Here is a 13330-nt window from a genome sequence, read left to right as displayed (position 1 = left end):
TCCTTCGCGCCCCTCTGTCCTGCCGGACATCTCCCCCACAGGTGGGGAGATTGGCTGTCATCCCGTCGTTCGCCAATCTCCAAGGTTGAAGGATGGCTCGCTGTCGGCGAAGCTGGCGATCTCCCCCCATGTGGGGGAGATGTCCGGCAGGACAGAGGGGGCTGTCCYGCCAGCCTCAGAAAGGATTGCAACCCAATGAGCGAAGACCTTCCCATCCTTAATCCCGTCGAAGCTCGCGTGCTCGGCTGCCTGATCGAAAAGAAGGAGCTGACTCCTGACGTCTATCCGCTGACGCTGAATGCGGCACTTGCCGCAGCCAATCAGAAGACGGCGCGCGAGCCTGTCATGGCGCTGGAGCAGACGGAGGTGCACCGCGGGCTAAAGCTGCTCGAGCAGAAGGGGCTGGTGCGGCAGATGTTCGGTTCGCGCGTCGAGCGGTATGAGCATCAGATGGCGCAGCGCTTCTCGCTGACCACACCGCAGACCGCCTTGCTCGGGCTGCTCCTGTTGCGTGGACCGCAGACGGCGCATGAGCTCCTGGCGCGGAGCGAGCGCATGGCGCGGTTTTCTTCAATCGAGGATCTGCGCGCCGAACTCGACATGCTGATCGGTCGCCGGCCGCCGCTGATCCAGGAAATCCCACGCGGTCCGGGCCAGCGCGAGGACCGCTACGTGCATCTGCTCGCTGGAGCGGTGGACGTCGCAGCATTATCGGTACAGCGCAGCGCGCAAGCCATGCCTGCTTCCGACCTGGAAGAGCGCGTGAGGGTGCTGGAAGAAGATGTTGCCGCGCTGCGCGCCCGGCTCGAAGCGCTGGGCGGGTAAGATTTCCGAAGTTAGCGCTGCCCCTCATCGCCCTGCCGGCACTTCTCCCCGTATAGTGACGGGGAGAAGGAGGCCGGCCGCAACCGCGACGCATTTCTTGCAACGTTGGCGGTTGGCGAAACCGTCGATAACAGCATCCCTCGCCCCGTTTACGGGGAGAGGATGGCGGCAGCCAGGTGAGGGGCGGCGCTGACGGCGAAAGTACGGTGCAGACCCTGCCGGCCCTTCACCCCAATTTCGCGTCGAGCGACACCTTGATGGCGCCGAGCGCCTTCGACACCGGGCATTCGGCCTTGGCCTTTTCGGCCAATTCCTTGAACTTCGCCGCGTCGATGCCCGGCACCTTGCCGACCAAAGTGAGGGCGCTGCCGGTGATGCCGGTGCCGGGCACCAGGGTCACCACCGCCTTGGCGTCGAGTTCGGTGGCCGGCGTGCCGTTCTCGGCCAGGAAATGCGATAGCTGCATGGCGTAGCAGCCGGCGTGCGCGGCGGCGATCAACTCTTCGGGATTGGTGCCGGATTTACCGCTCTCGTCCTCGAAACGAGCCTTGAACGAATAGGGCGTGCCCTTCAAGGCGCCGCTCTGCGTGTCGAGCGTGCCGTTGCCCTCTTTCAGATTGCCTTTCCAGACGGCGTTTGCGGTGCGGTCCATGAAGTCCTCCTTGATTGCAGCGATAGCGCCGGCCTGGCGGCGTTCCCTTCAACTATAGCGCGGCGGCAGGGGAAGACCACCGCGCTGTTTTGGCGTGACCGCGGCGCCGCCGAGCCCTGCCGAATCTTTTTGAAAAAATCTGCGTGCAAAAATGTCGACTTGCATCTGCGCCGACCGTCCTGCGGGCGGCCACGGATTCTCGTGGCGGATGGAGGTACCCATGAACAATCTGTTTTCTGCCCATTGGAACGGCCCCGGCGGAAGGCCGCAAGACATCGATTGCTCGCGACCTTCCGGCTTCGGCCGGCTGCTTTTGGCGATCGCCATCATCGGTCTTGCGGTCTGCGTGCTCGACCACGTCTCCGCCGGCAAGGCTGCAACCGGCACGCTGATCGCCTATGGTTCGTCCGATCAAGGGAGCTGGAAATGAAATATGTCTGTCTGGTCTACGGCGAGGAAAAAGACCTCCATGCCATGACGCCACAGCGTCTGGCGAAGCTCGACGCCGATTCGATGGCCTATGACCGGTCATTGGATCAGCAAGGCAAGCTGATCATCGCGCAGGCACTGCAGTCGGTGAAAACGTCGAAGACGGTCCGGCGGCGCCAGGGCAAGCGGTTGATCACGGACGGCCCCTTCGCCGAAACCAAGGAGCAATTGCTTGGCTTCGTCATGATCGAGGCCGATAATCTCGACGCGGCGCTGGAGATCGCCGGCGAGATTCCTCTGGCCGAAATCGGTATCATCGAGGTGCGGGCGATCTACGACGTGCCAGGGTCATAAGAAGGACGGAGCGCTTCGTCGGCCGCGCGTGGGTAGACTCACGCTGGTCGGCGGATCATGTCGGCTGCCTTTTCGGCGATCATCACCACCGGCGAGGCGGTATTGCCGGAAACGATGCGCGGCATGATCGAGGCGTCGATGACGCGCAGGCTTTCGAGACCGGTCACGCGCAGGTCCGCGCTGACCACGGCGCGGTCGTCGACGCCCATCCGGCAGGTCCCGACCGGATGGAAGATCGTCGTCGCGATCGAGCCGATCTGGTGCAGCAAATCATCGTCGGACTGGTGCGCGAGACCGGGCAGGATTTCTTCCGGATGGAAGGCTTCAAGCGCCTTGGCGGTCATGATCGAGCGTGCCTGGCGTACCGAGCGCAGCGCGATCTCGCGGTCACGTACCGTCGAGAGATAATTCAGCCGGATCTCCGGCTGCACGGCGAGTTCTGGTGTCGTGGCATGCACCGAGCCGACGCTGTCGGGCCGCAGATTGCAGACCGACATGGTGATCGCCGGGAACGGATGCAGCGGGTCGCCAAGCCGGTCCGTCGACAGCGGCTGGACGTGGTATTCCAGGTCCGGCGTCGCCATCGACGGATCGGATTTGCTGAACATGCCGAACTGGCTCGGCGCCATCGACATCGGCCCCGAGCGGGCAAAGGCATATTGCAGCGCGATGCGCGCCTTGCCGGTCAGGCTGTTGGCAAGGGTATTGAGGGTCAGCGCCGACGACACTTTGTAGACGGTGCGGATCTGCAGGTGGTCCTGCAGGTTTTCGCCGACATCGGGGCTGGCGTGCACCACGTCGACGCCGAGTGCGGCGATGCGATCCTGCTGGCCGACGCCGGAAAGCTCGAGCAGTTTCGGCGTGTTGATCGAGCCTGCCGTCAGCAGCACCTCACTTCCGGCCTTTGCCTCGATGGCTTCGCCGCCGGTGAGATAGCGGACGCCGATCGCGCGCTTGCCGTCAAACAGCACCTTCTCGACATGCGCGTTGACAACCAGCCGAAGGTTGGGCCGCCGCAGCACCGGGCGCAGGAACGCCTTGGTCGTGTTCCAGCGCACGCCCTTGCTCTGGTTCACTTCGAAGAAGCCGGAGCCCTCATTGTCGCCGTCGTTGAAATCCTCGCGCGGCATGATGCCGAATTCCTTCGCGGCTTCCTGCACCGTGTTGAGGATCGGCCAAGACAGGCGTTGCCGCGCCACTTTCCATTCGCCGCCGGCGCCATGCAGCCTGGTCTTGCCGCCATGGTGGTCCTCGGATTTGAGGAAGTAGGGCAGCACGTCGTCCCAACCCCAGCCGACATTGCCCATCTGCCGCCAGCCATCATAGTCCGCCGCCTGGCCGCGCATGTAGATCATGCCGTTGACCGAGGTGCAGCCGCCCAGCACCTTCCCACGGGGATAGACCAGCGAGCGGCCGTTCAGGCCGGCTTCGGGCGCTGTCTTCATCATCCAGTCGGTGCGCGGATTGCCGATGCAATAGAGATAGCCGACGGGGATATGCACCCAGTGGTAGTTGTCGCTGCCGCCGGCCTCGAGCAAAAGCACGCGTGTCGCCGGGTTTTCGCTCAGGCGGTTGGCCAGCACGCAGCCGGCGGTGCCCGCGCCGACGATGATGTAGTCGTAGTCGCCATCGAGCCGTTGGGTCATTGCGGTGTTCTACTCGGTCCTGCGGCCTGTTCGGCCCAGAACGATCGCAGCGTATCGGCGAGGCTGCAATAGGCGCGATAACGCCTGTTGTAGTGATTCCGCATCGCTGGGTCCGGACGAGGGCGGCGCGAGGCCCGGGACCTTCGGAGTGTGGAAGCTTGAGGGAAGCAGCTGTGTTTCTTAACCAGCCGCAATTCTTGCGTGTTGAAGCAACGTCGGAGTTCTCTTATCGTCGCCGGGATTTTGGGGGAATTTTCGACATGCCTTTTCTGATTGCTCTTCTCGGCGTGCTGGGAGCGGCGGCGTTCTGGTGGTACCGCATGAAGGCCATGAACGACGCCGCGCGCGAGGTCGCCGATGTCGTCGGGCGCGTCCAGGGCAACATCCGCCGCAAGAAGCTGCGCAAGCAGGCGGCGCTGTCGCCGCTGACGGCGATCGACGACCCGGTCGTGGCGGCGGCAACGCTGATCACTGCCATGGCTGCGGAGCACGGCCCGATCCTGCCGAAGCGCGAAACCATCATCCGCGAAGTGATTTCGCAGATTGCCGAGAACCAGAAGAAAACCGACGAGGCCGTCGTCTACGCCAAGTGGGCCTCGGCGCAGATCGACGACACGACCATCGTCATCGACAAGCTGGCGCCTTTCCTGCGCGAGCGCCTCGATCCGCACGAGCGGGAAGATCTGCTGCAGATGCTGAACCGCGTCGCGCAAGGTGGCGAGCAGAAGTTCAAGGTCGCCGATCAGCGCATGCTGCGGCTGCGGCAAAAGCTGGGGTTCGAGGTGAACTGAGGGTGTGCCTGATATTCAGGTCGGTTGCTTGGGGTTCAATCCACCTGCAATCGTTGGCGCTGCCCCCACCTGCCTGCCGGCATCCTCTCCCCGTATAGTGACGGGGAGAGGGGTCGCTCTCATCGATGATTTCGCTAATCTCCAGCGTTGCAAGAAATAGTGCCGAGGGTGCGGTAAGCCATTTCTCCCCGTCCCTATACGGGGAGAAATGCCCGGCAGGGCAATGAGGGGCGGCGCTGACCTTCGATAATCTGTCGCTCGCACCGTGAGGGCTTCAGATCGTCTCGCCCTTCAATAGCCGTGGCGTGTCGCCCGACAGCCCCGACGCTTGGCGGATGAAGAACTCCTTCAGCCGGGGCATGCGTTCGACGAGGCCGAGGCCGATATCACGGAGCTGGCGCAGCGGGCCGATGTCGTTGGAAAACAGCCGGTTCAGCACATCGGTGGTGACGCCCATCTGCACGGTGTCGAAGCGGCGCCATTGCTGGTAGCGCTCGAGTACGTCGAGCGCGCCGATGTCCTGCCCAAGGCGATCGGCCTCGACAATCACTTCGGCCAGCGCCGCCACATCCTTGAAGCCGAGATTGAGGCCCTGGCCGGCAATCGGGTGGATGCCGTGGGCGGCGTCGCCGGCAAGCGCGATGCGCGGGGCGACGAAGGCGCGCGCGATGGTCAGGCCGAGCGGCCAGGCGCGTGGCTTGTCGGTGACGCGGATCTCGCCGAGCTTGAGGCCGAAGCGCAGTTCCAGCTCATGCTCGAAGACGAGGTCGTCGCCCGAAACCAGTTTTTCGGCATCTTCGGAGCGTTCGACCCAGACCAGCGATGAACGGTTGGTGCCGTCCTCGGTCGGCTTCAGCGGCAAAGTGGCAAACGGGCCGGCGGGCAGGAAATGCTCCTCGGCGCGGCCATTGTGCGGGCGCTCATGCGCCACCGTGCAGACGATGCCGGACTGGCCATATTCCCATTTCACCGTCTTGATGCCAGCCATGTCGCGCAATTTCGAATTGACGCCGTCGGCGGCGACAAGCAGCCGCGCTTTGAGCGTCGCGCCGTCGGCCAGATGCACGGTGACGCCGGCGCCGTTCGTGTCGAAGGCGCTGACCGCGACACCTTCGATGATATCGATGCCAAGCTTTTGCGCGCGGCGGCGCAAGGCGCCGTTCAGATCCCGGTTGGCGACCATGTGGGCGAACGGTTCGCCCGGCGCGACCTCGCCGTCGAAGGTGAGGAACACCGGGCGCACCGGATCGGCGGTGCGGGAATCGGTGATGATCATTTCGGTGATGGCTTGCGAGTGGCCGACGATCTCCTGCCAGACGCCGAGCTGGTCGAGCATGCGGCAAGCGGCGGCGGCGATCGCCGAGGCGCGGCCGTCCTTCTGCCAAACGCCGGCTGGGGCTGCATCGACGACGGCAACGGCCAGGTTCGGCCGCGCCTGTTTCAGCGACACGGCGGCGGCGAGGCCAACATAACCGGCGCCGGCGATCAGCACATCGAGCGAGTTTTTTGTGTCCGTCTTGCGGTCTGCCATGTCAATTCCTTTCGAAGCCATGACCGTCCTGCCTCCACGGGGACATTGCGGCCTTGACTGCCCGCCATTCCTGTCCGAAACCGCCATAGCATCTTTAAGGCGAGGTCACGAAGCATGACAGCGGCCATGGACGAGCTTCTCAGCATTCTCGACCTCGAGCAGCTGGAACACAATCTGTACCGTGGTCGCAGCCCAAAGCTCGACTGGCAGCGCGTCTTCGGCGGCCAGACCATCGCCCAGGCGCTGGTCGCCGCGCAGCGCACGGTCGAGCCCGAGCGCCATGTGCATTCGCTGCACGGCTATTTCATGCGGCCGGGCGACACCAAGGTGCCGATCGTCTACGAGGTCGACCGCATCCGCGACGGCGGCTCTTTCACCACGCGCCGCGTGGTGGCGATCCAGCACGGCCAGGCGATCTTTTCGCTGGAAGCCTCGTTTCAGCAGGACGAGGTCGGCCTCGAGCATCAATTGCCAATGCCGCGCGACGTGCCGGCGCCCGACAGCCTGTTGTCGCAGCGCGAATTGCTGGGCAAATTCGGCGAGGCGGTGCCGGAAGGCATCAGGCGCTACTGGGAGCGCGACCGCCCGATCGAGATGAAGCCGGTGATGCTGAAACACTACACCAGCCGCGAAAAGCTGGAGCCGCAGCAGAACATCTGGATCCGCACCACCGGCCCGGTGCCGGCCGACCGCGGCATACAGGCTGCGGTGCTTGCCTACCTCTCGGATATGACGTTGCTGGACACCTCGACCTTTGCGCACGGCCGCGCCATTTTCGACCGCGACATCCAGGCGGCGAGCCTCGACCACGCCATGTGGTTCCACCGCAGCCATCCGCTCGACGACTGGATCCTGTACACGCAGGACAGCCCGTCGACGCAAGGGTCGCGCGGCTTCACCTGCGGCTCGTTGTTTGCCCGTGACGGCACGCTGATCGCCTCGGTTGCCCAGGAAGGCCTGATCCGCCTGAAGCGTCCGCCTGCCGAATAGGCATTTTCTAAAAATTGCCCATTTTTTAATCAGTGACTGTCCGGTGACAATGTGCACCGCGCTGCTGCGGCCCGGTCAATCCGTTTGTTTACAATGAGTTAAAACACTGCTTCGGCAACTGGCACGGAGCTTGAATCCTGTCGGGCACTCTCCGGCTCTTTGGGATCGGTGAAGGTGTAAAACGCGGGGGACCGCAACAGCAAAGGGTGAAACCTTATGAAAATCGTGATGGCAATCATCAAGCCGTTCAAGCTCGACGAGGTGCGCGAAGCGCTCACCGCCGTCGGCATCCAGGGCCTGACCGTCACCGAAGTCAAAGGCTACGGGCGTCAGAAGGGACACACGGAAATCTATCGCGGGGCGGAATACGCGGTCAGTTTCCTGCCGAAAATCAAGATCGAAGTCGCGGTCAGCACCGACCTGGTCGACAAGGCCGTCGAAGCCATTACGGCGGCGGCCAAGACCGGTCAGATCGGCGACGGCAAGATCTTCGTCTTCGGCATCGATCAGGCGGTACGCATCCGTACCGGCGAAACAGACACCGACGCGCTCTAAGCGGCGAACACGTATTCCAATGGAGAGTTCAATGAATATTCCTTCCACCTTGAAGACAGTGGCGCGCTCCGCGCTGCTGGGCTCGTTCGCGCTCGGAGCATTGGGCACGGTTGCTGCCTTGGCGCAGGAAGCGGCACCCGCCGTCGCCGCGGCAGCGCCAGCGGCGCCGGCCTTTACCGTCGACAAGGGCGACACCACGTGGATGATGATCTCCACCGTGCTGGTGCTGTTGATGACCATTCCCGGCCTTGCGCTTTTCTACGGCGGCCTGGTTCGCACCAAGAACATGCTGTCGGTGCTGATGCAGGTCTTCACCATCACCAGCGTGGTCATGATCATCTGGGTTTTCTACGGCTACAGCCTCGCTTTCACCCCGGGCAACGCCTTCGTCGGCGGCCTCTCCAAGATGTTTCTCTCCGGCGTCAATGTGTCGACGCTGTCGGAAACCTTCAGCAAGGGCGTCGCCATTCCTGAACTGGTGTTCGTCGTCTTCCAGATGACTTTCGCCTGCATCACGCCGGCCCTGATCGTTGGCGCCTTCGCCGAACGCGTCAAATTCTCCGCCTTGATCCTTTTCGTTATCCTCTGGGTGACGGTCATCTACTTCCCGATCGCGCACATGGTCTGGTTCTGGGGGGGCCCGAGCGCCTATGCCGACCCGTCCGGCCTGATCTTCAGCCTCGGCGCCATCGATTTCGCCGGCGGCACGGTCGTTCACATCAATGCGGGCATTGCCGGCCTCGTCGGCGCGCTGATGATCGGCAAGCGTATCGGCTACAAGAAGGACATCATGGCGCCGCACTCGATGACGCTGACCATGGTCGGCGCCTCGCTGCTGTGGGTCGGCTGGTTCGGCTTCAACGCCGGTTCGAACCTCGAAGCGAACGCCTATGCGGTGCTGGCCATGATCAACACCTTCGTCGCCACGGCGGCGGCGGCAGTGACCTGGATCGTGCTTGAATCGCTGCTACGCGGCAAAGCCTCCATGCTCGGCGCTGTTTCGGGCGCGGTCACCGGCCTCGTCGCGGTCACGCCGGCGGCCGGTTTTGCCGGCCCGATGGGTGCCATCGTGCTTGGCATCGTCGCCACCTTCGTCTGCTACTTCTTCGTCTCGGTGGTGAAGAACACGTTCGACTATGACGACAGCCTCGATGTCTTCGGTGTCCATTGCATCGGTGGCATCATCGGTGCGCTCGGCACAGGCATACTGGTCAATCCCGCCCTCGGCGGCGCCGGCATCGTCGATTATTCGACCGCCGACTTCGCCGCCGGCTATGCCGGCACGGCCACACAGCTTCTGGCGCAAGGCAAGGGCGTCCTGGTGACCCTGCTGTGGTCGGGCATCGGCAGCGCCATCCTCTACAAGATTGTCGACCTGATCATCGGTCTGCGGCCGACGGCCGACGCCGAGCGCGAAGGCCTCGACCTGACCTCGCATGGCGAAGCGGCCTATCACTCGTAAGCCTTCCCGGGGGCGGCCTCGGCCGCCCCCGCATTCTCCCATCCCGTCGTGACGCTCCCGAAAAGGGCTCACGCTTTGAGGCCCGGGTCATTCCGGGCCTCTTTTTTTGCAATACCGTCATCCGGGCGCTCGGCGGCGCCAACCGATGATCGACGCAAGGGATGGCCCGGCGTCCCCCGCGCGGGGGATGCAAGCGCCGGACCGGTGTGGCACCTCGTGGAAGATCGCGAGATTCGCGACCTCACTCGAACAGGACGTCTCACCATGAAAAAAGCCTACGAGAAGCCGACGCTGTCAAAGCGTGAAAAACTGTCCCGTGTCACCGCTGGCATCCCTTTGTCGCAGCAGGCATGAGTCGAAACGGCCGTGGCGCGCTCTGTGCAAGATCGTTGCCCACGGCCTTATAGTTAATGCGGCCTTAACCTTCCCCCCGATAGTCTGGCGTTCGAATCTGCCGGGGTGCGTCATGCGCCCGGCCAGGCAAAAACAGACGGGGAAGAGCATGCGTTCAGGGGCTTCAGCACCGCTCGCGCTGACCGATACGGGGCACGGCATCCAGGCATTCGCGCGGCGCCAGGTCGGGCGGCTAGTCGGCGCCGGCCTGTTTGTGCTGGTCGCCTTTGGGGTCGCGGCGCTGGCCACCTGGAACGTCGCCGATCCAAGCTTCTCGCACGCCACCGACAACATCGTCACCAACGCCATGGGCTATGCGGGCGCGGTGTTCTCCGACCTCGCCATGCAGTTCTTCGGCCTTGCGGCGGTCGCCGCGCTGGTGCCGGCGGTGATCTGGGGCTTTCTCCTGTTTTCGGCGCGTGGCGTCGACAGGCTGCCGAAGCGCGGCCTCGCCTGGTTCGGCTTCGCGCTGCTTGCAGCGGCGATGGCCGGCTGCGTGGTGCCGCCCAAGACCTGGCCGCTGCCGACCGGCCTCGGCGGCGTGTTCGGCGACATGGTGCTCAACGTCCCCGGCCTGCTCATTGGCGGCTACCCGACCGGCCTCGTTGCCAGCATCATTGCGATACTGCTCATCGCGCCGGCGCTGTGGCTGTTTGCCTATGGCTCGGCGCTGATTGCGCGCAAGAACGGCTTTGCCGTCATGGAGCGCACTGCCGAGTCCGATCCCCGAGAGGACGACCTGCTCTTCGACGAAGACGAGGACGAGGGCGATGAAGGGATATTGGCGCTCGGCGCAATTACGCACTGGTGGCTCTCCTTCCGCGCGTGGATGCACCGCCGCGCCGTACGTCGCCAGCAGGAGCGCGACGAGTACGAACCGGAGATGGAGCAGCGCTCCACCGCATGGCGCCGTGCCGCCGAACGGGTCGAATCGGCGGAATTCGCCGAAGCGCGGATGAGCCCGGATGGCCGAGCCCGCGTCGAGCCGGAATTCTTCGCCGCCATGGTCAATGACCGCAGCGTTTCCGTCGATCCGGACGATGACGACGTCCTCGATGCCGGGTTCGACAATGGTGACGAAGAGGCCGATCTCGACGACGAGGCGGTCCAACGCCGTGCCGCGCCGAATGCCAAGGTGCAGAACTTCCGCTCCGATGCGGCGACCCGTGTTGCAGCACCTGCGCCGCGTCCCGCTCCTGGCGCCCGCGTTCAGCGCGAGGCGCAGACCTCGCTGATCGGCTCGGAAACGTTCGAAATGCCGTCGCTGCATTTCCTGTCGGAACCGAAGAATGTGGTGCGCGACGCCAGCCTCTCCAAGGACGCGCTGGAGCAGAATGCGCGCCTGCTCGAAGGTGTGCTGGAAGATTTCGGCGTCAAAGGCGAGATCATCGCCGTCCGGCCCGGTCCGGTGGTCACGCTCTATGAGCTGGAACCGGCGCCCGGCATCAAATCGTCGCGCGTCATCGGCCTGTCCGACGACATCGCGCGTTCGATGAGCGCCATCGCCTGCCGCGTCGCCGTGGTGCCCGGCCGCAACGCCATCGGCATCGAACTGCCGAATGCCAAGCGCGAGACCGTCTATCTCAGGGAGATCATGGCCAGCCGCGACTTCGAAACGACAAAGGCCAAGCTGGCGCTGGCGCTGGGCAAGACCATCAATGGCGAGGCGGTCATCGTCGACATCGCCAAGATGCCGCACGTGCTGGTCGCCGGCACCACCGGCTCCGGCAAATCGGTCGCCATCAACACCATGATCCTGTCGCTGCTCTACCGGCTGACTCCGCAAGACTGCCGGCTGATCATGATCGATCCGAAGATGCTTGAACTCTCGGTCTATGACGGCATCCCGCACCTTTTGACGCCGGTCGTCACCGATCCGAAGAAGGCGGTGGTGGCGCTGAAATGGACCGTGCGCGAGATGGAAGACCGCTACCGCAAGATGTCCAAGGTCGGCGTGCGCAACATCGACGGTTTCAACGCCCGCGTGCAATTGGCCGAGAAGAAGGGCGAAAAAATCTCGCGCACCGTGCAGACCGGCTTCGACCGGCAGACCGGCGAGGCGATCTACGAAACCGAGAATCTCGACCTCGAGCCGATGCCCTATATCGTCGTTATCATCGACGAGATGGCCGATTTGATGATGGTCGCCGGCAAGGACATCGAAGGCGCGGTGCAGCGCCTGGCGCAGATGGCGCGCGCCGCCGGCATCCATGTCATCATGGCCACCCAGCGCCCGTCCGTCGACGTCATCACCGGCACCATCAAGGCCAATTTCCCGACCCGCATCTCCTTCCAGGTGACGTCGAAGATCGACAGCCGCACCATTCTGGGCGAGCAGGGCGCCGAGCAGCTGCTGGGCATGGGCGACATGCTCTACATGGCCGGCGGCGGCCGCATCCAGCGCGTGCACGGCCCGTTCGTTTCCGATGATGAGGTCGAGAGGATCGTCGCGCATCTGAAGCTGCAGGGCGTGCCCGAATATCTCGACGCCATCACCGAAGATGACGGCGAAGACGATGACGACGAGCCGTCAGGCAAGGGCGGTGGCGGCGGTGGCGGTAATTTCGAGGATTCCGACGATCCCTACGACCAGGCGGTGGCCGTGGTGCTGCGCGACGGCAAGGCGTCAACCAGCTATATCCAGCGCCGGCTCGGCATCGGCTACAACCGTGCCGCGTCGATCATCGAGAAGATGGAGAAGGAAGGCATTGTCGGCCCGGCCAACCATGCCGGCAAACGCGAGATTCTGGTGCCGACGGAGGACGACAAATTCTGATTGGGCAATAGCGCCGGGGCAAAGACCGCCCGGCGGCAACCTTGAACCTTTTGGCGCGTTCAAGCGACAGAGTGCCGTTCGGCCGCCAAACTTAAGTCTAACTGGGGGTCCACGGACTGCAACGAGACACACACCACACGAGAGTGACCGGCATGAAAAACGATCCTTCCGCGCTCAGCGATTTCGCTCCAAACCGCCGCCAGCTGCTCGGCCTTGGCCTGGTTCTTGCCGGCGCCGCGGCCGTCAATGTCATGCCGGGGTTCCAGCTTCTGGCCTCTGCGCAGGCGGCGGTGCCGCCGACGGCGCAAAAGATCGCCGACCACTTCTCCTCGGTCAAATCGATGAGCGGCGAGTTCGTCCAGTTCGGGCCCAACAACCAGCAGACCGGCGGCAAGTTCTTCCTCGAGCGGCCGGGCAAAATCCGCTTCAACTATGAGGGCAAGTCGAATTTCCGGGTGATTTCCGACGGCAAGTCGGTGGTCATCCTCAACAAGCGGCTGAACACGTCCGATCTCTATCCGCTGTCGAAGACGCCGCTGAAGCTGTTGCTCGACAACCGGATCGACCTCTCCGGCGGGCGCGTCAAATCGATCAAGGAAGAGAGCGACCTCACCACCATCCAGCTCGCCGACAAATCGGTGTTCGGCAATTCGAAGATCACCATGATGTTCGATCCGAAATCCTATGATCTGCGCCAGTGGACCATCACCGACGCACAGGGCAAGGACACCACGGTGATGATCTACAACACCAAGGAAGGCGTCAGTTTCCCTGCGGATACCTTTGCCATCGATTATACGGCGAACCGCGAGCTGAACACCAAGACCAGATAGTGTTCTGCCGCTGCGGGCATTCCTCCTGCCGTTGGCGGTTTACGCCTGCTTGTTTTTAGATCGTGTGGCTGGCAGTAGTTCCAGGACCAATTT

Annotated in this window: 12 protein-coding genes; 9 read left to right on the top strand and 3 right to left on the bottom strand. The window is 63.6% G+C overall.

The features are described from left to right. Positions 1 to 195 precede the first annotated feature (195 nt). The gene (locus tag AC1D1L_RS11605) at positions 196 to 825 is read left to right on the top strand and encodes a YceH family protein (RefSeq protein WP_477341354.1); all 630 of its coding nucleotides are present in this window, start codon (positions 196 to 198) and stop codon (positions 823 to 825) included. Positions 826 to 1051: 226 nt separating this feature from the next. Here the strand turns inward: AC1D1L_RS11605 and AC1D1L_RS11600 are convergent, their stop codons facing one another. Continuing rightward, on the bottom strand, positions 1052 to 1477 hold the full coding sequence (locus AC1D1L_RS11600) for an OsmC family protein (RefSeq protein WP_477341352.1): 426 nt from the start codon (positions 1475 to 1477) through the stop codon (positions 1052 to 1054). 220 nt (positions 1478 to 1697) lie between these two features. Between AC1D1L_RS11600 and AC1D1L_RS11595 the strand changes: the two genes are divergently transcribed. Together AC1D1L_RS11595 and AC1D1L_RS11590 are read left to right on the top strand one after the other, a co-directional pair. Beyond that, positions 1698 to 1907 carry a hypothetical protein gene (locus AC1D1L_RS11595; RefSeq protein ID WP_477341350.1) on the top strand — a complete coding sequence of 70 codons (210 nt, stop codon included), beginning with the start codon at positions 1698 to 1700 and terminating at the stop codon, positions 1905 to 1907. Next, the gene (locus AC1D1L_RS11590; RefSeq protein ID WP_477341348.1) at positions 1904 to 2260 is read left to right on the top strand and encodes a YciI family protein; all 357 of its coding nucleotides are present in this window, start codon (positions 1904 to 1906) and stop codon (positions 2258 to 2260) included. The genes AC1D1L_RS11595 and AC1D1L_RS11590 overlap by 4 nt, the downstream gene beginning before the upstream one ends. Before the next feature lie 38 nt (positions 2261 to 2298). On the opposite strand, the gene AC1D1L_RS11585 is transcribed toward AC1D1L_RS11590, so the two are convergent. After that, positions 2299 to 3906 carry a GMC family oxidoreductase gene (locus AC1D1L_RS11585; RefSeq protein ID WP_477341346.1) on the bottom strand — a complete coding sequence of 536 codons (1608 nt, stop codon included), beginning with the start codon at positions 3904 to 3906 and terminating at the stop codon, positions 2299 to 2301. A gap of 260 nt (positions 3907 to 4166) precedes the next feature. Here AC1D1L_RS11585 and AC1D1L_RS11580 point away from each other — a divergent pair, with 260 nt between their 5' ends. Next, positions 4167 to 4697, top strand: a complete 531-nt coding sequence (locus AC1D1L_RS11580; RefSeq protein WP_477341344.1) for a hypothetical protein — start codon at positions 4167 to 4169, stop codon at positions 4695 to 4697. A 274-nt stretch (positions 4698 to 4971) separates the two neighbouring features. On the opposite strand, the gene AC1D1L_RS11575 is transcribed toward AC1D1L_RS11580, so the two are convergent. Continuing rightward, the gene (locus AC1D1L_RS11575; RefSeq protein WP_477341342.1) at positions 4972 to 6228 is read right to left on the bottom strand and encodes a ubiquinone biosynthesis hydroxylase; all 1257 of its coding nucleotides are present in this window, start codon (positions 6226 to 6228) and stop codon (positions 4972 to 4974) included. A 114-nt stretch (positions 6229 to 6342) separates the two neighbouring features. On the opposite strand from AC1D1L_RS11575, the gene tesB reads away from it, so the two are divergent. The 5 genes from tesB to AC1D1L_RS11550 all read left to right on the top strand — a co-directional run bounded on the left by tesB (position 6343) and on the right by AC1D1L_RS11550 (position 13237). Next, a complete protein-coding gene (tesB, locus tag AC1D1L_RS11570; protein WP_477341340.1) occupies positions 6343 to 7218 on the top strand; it encodes an acyl-CoA thioesterase II in 876 nt (291 codons plus the stop codon). A gap of 216 nt (positions 7219 to 7434) precedes the next feature. After that, positions 7435 to 7773, top strand: coding sequence for a P-II family nitrogen regulator (locus AC1D1L_RS11565; protein WP_023670499.1), 339 nt, complete (start codon positions 7435 to 7437; stop codon positions 7771 to 7773). A 31-nt stretch (positions 7774 to 7804) separates the two neighbouring features. Next, entirely contained in the window at positions 7805 to 9235 is a 1431-nt protein-coding gene (locus AC1D1L_RS11560) for an ammonium transporter (RefSeq protein WP_477341338.1), read from the top strand. A gap of 502 nt (positions 9236 to 9737) precedes the next feature. After that, positions 9738 to 12404, top strand: a complete 2667-nt coding sequence (locus AC1D1L_RS11555; RefSeq protein ID WP_477341336.1) for a DNA translocase FtsK — start codon at positions 9738 to 9740, stop codon at positions 12402 to 12404. Between the two features lie 152 nt (positions 12405 to 12556). Beyond that, complete coding sequence (locus AC1D1L_RS11550; RefSeq protein WP_112561228.1) at positions 12557 to 13237, top strand: outer-membrane lipoprotein carrier protein LolA; 681 nt, start codon at positions 12557 to 12559, stop codon at positions 13235 to 13237. Positions 13238 to 13330 lie beyond the last annotated feature (93 nt).

The sequence above is a fragment of the Mesorhizobium sp. P2_D6 genome (genome assembly GCF_056404315.1).
This window is presented reverse-complemented; position numbering and strand designations above follow the sequence as displayed.

What these genes read in the sequence shown, in the direction of transcription:
- AC1D1L_RS11605 (WP_477341354.1), top strand. Translation starts at nt 196, where the DNA reads ATGAGCGAAGACCTTCCCATCCTTAATCCCGTCGAAGCTCGCGTGCTC.
- AC1D1L_RS11600 (WP_477341352.1), bottom strand. Translation starts at nt 1,477, where the DNA reads ATGGACCGCACCGCAAACGCCGTCTGGAAAGGCAATCTGAAAGAGGGC.
- AC1D1L_RS11595 (WP_477341350.1), top strand. Translation starts at nt 1,698, where the DNA reads ATGAACAATCTGTTTTCTGCCCATTGGAACGGCCCCGGCGGAAGGCCG.
- AC1D1L_RS11590 (WP_477341348.1), top strand. Translation starts at nt 1,904, where the DNA reads ATGAAATATGTCTGTCTGGTCTACGGCGAGGAAAAAGACCTCCATGCC.
- AC1D1L_RS11585 (WP_477341346.1), bottom strand. Translation starts at nt 3,906, where the DNA reads ATGACCCAACGGCTCGATGGCGACTACGACTACATCATCGTCGGCGCG.
- AC1D1L_RS11580 (WP_477341344.1), top strand. Translation starts at nt 4,167, where the DNA reads ATGCCTTTTCTGATTGCTCTTCTCGGCGTGCTGGGAGCGGCGGCGTTC.
- AC1D1L_RS11575 (WP_477341342.1), bottom strand. Translation starts at nt 6,228, where the DNA reads ATGGCAGACCGCAAGACGGACACAAAAAACTCGCTCGATGTGCTGATC.
- tesB (WP_477341340.1), top strand. Translation starts at nt 6,343, where the DNA reads ATGACAGCGGCCATGGACGAGCTTCTCAGCATTCTCGACCTCGAGCAG.
- AC1D1L_RS11565 (WP_023670499.1), top strand. Translation starts at nt 7,435, where the DNA reads ATGAAAATCGTGATGGCAATCATCAAGCCGTTCAAGCTCGACGAGGTG.
- AC1D1L_RS11560 (WP_477341338.1), top strand. Translation starts at nt 7,805, where the DNA reads ATGAATATTCCTTCCACCTTGAAGACAGTGGCGCGCTCCGCGCTGCTG.
- AC1D1L_RS11555 (WP_477341336.1), top strand. Translation starts at nt 9,738, where the DNA reads ATGCGTTCAGGGGCTTCAGCACCGCTCGCGCTGACCGATACGGGGCAC.
- AC1D1L_RS11550 (WP_112561228.1), top strand. Translation starts at nt 12,557, where the DNA reads ATGAAAAACGATCCTTCCGCGCTCAGCGATTTCGCTCCAAACCGCCGC.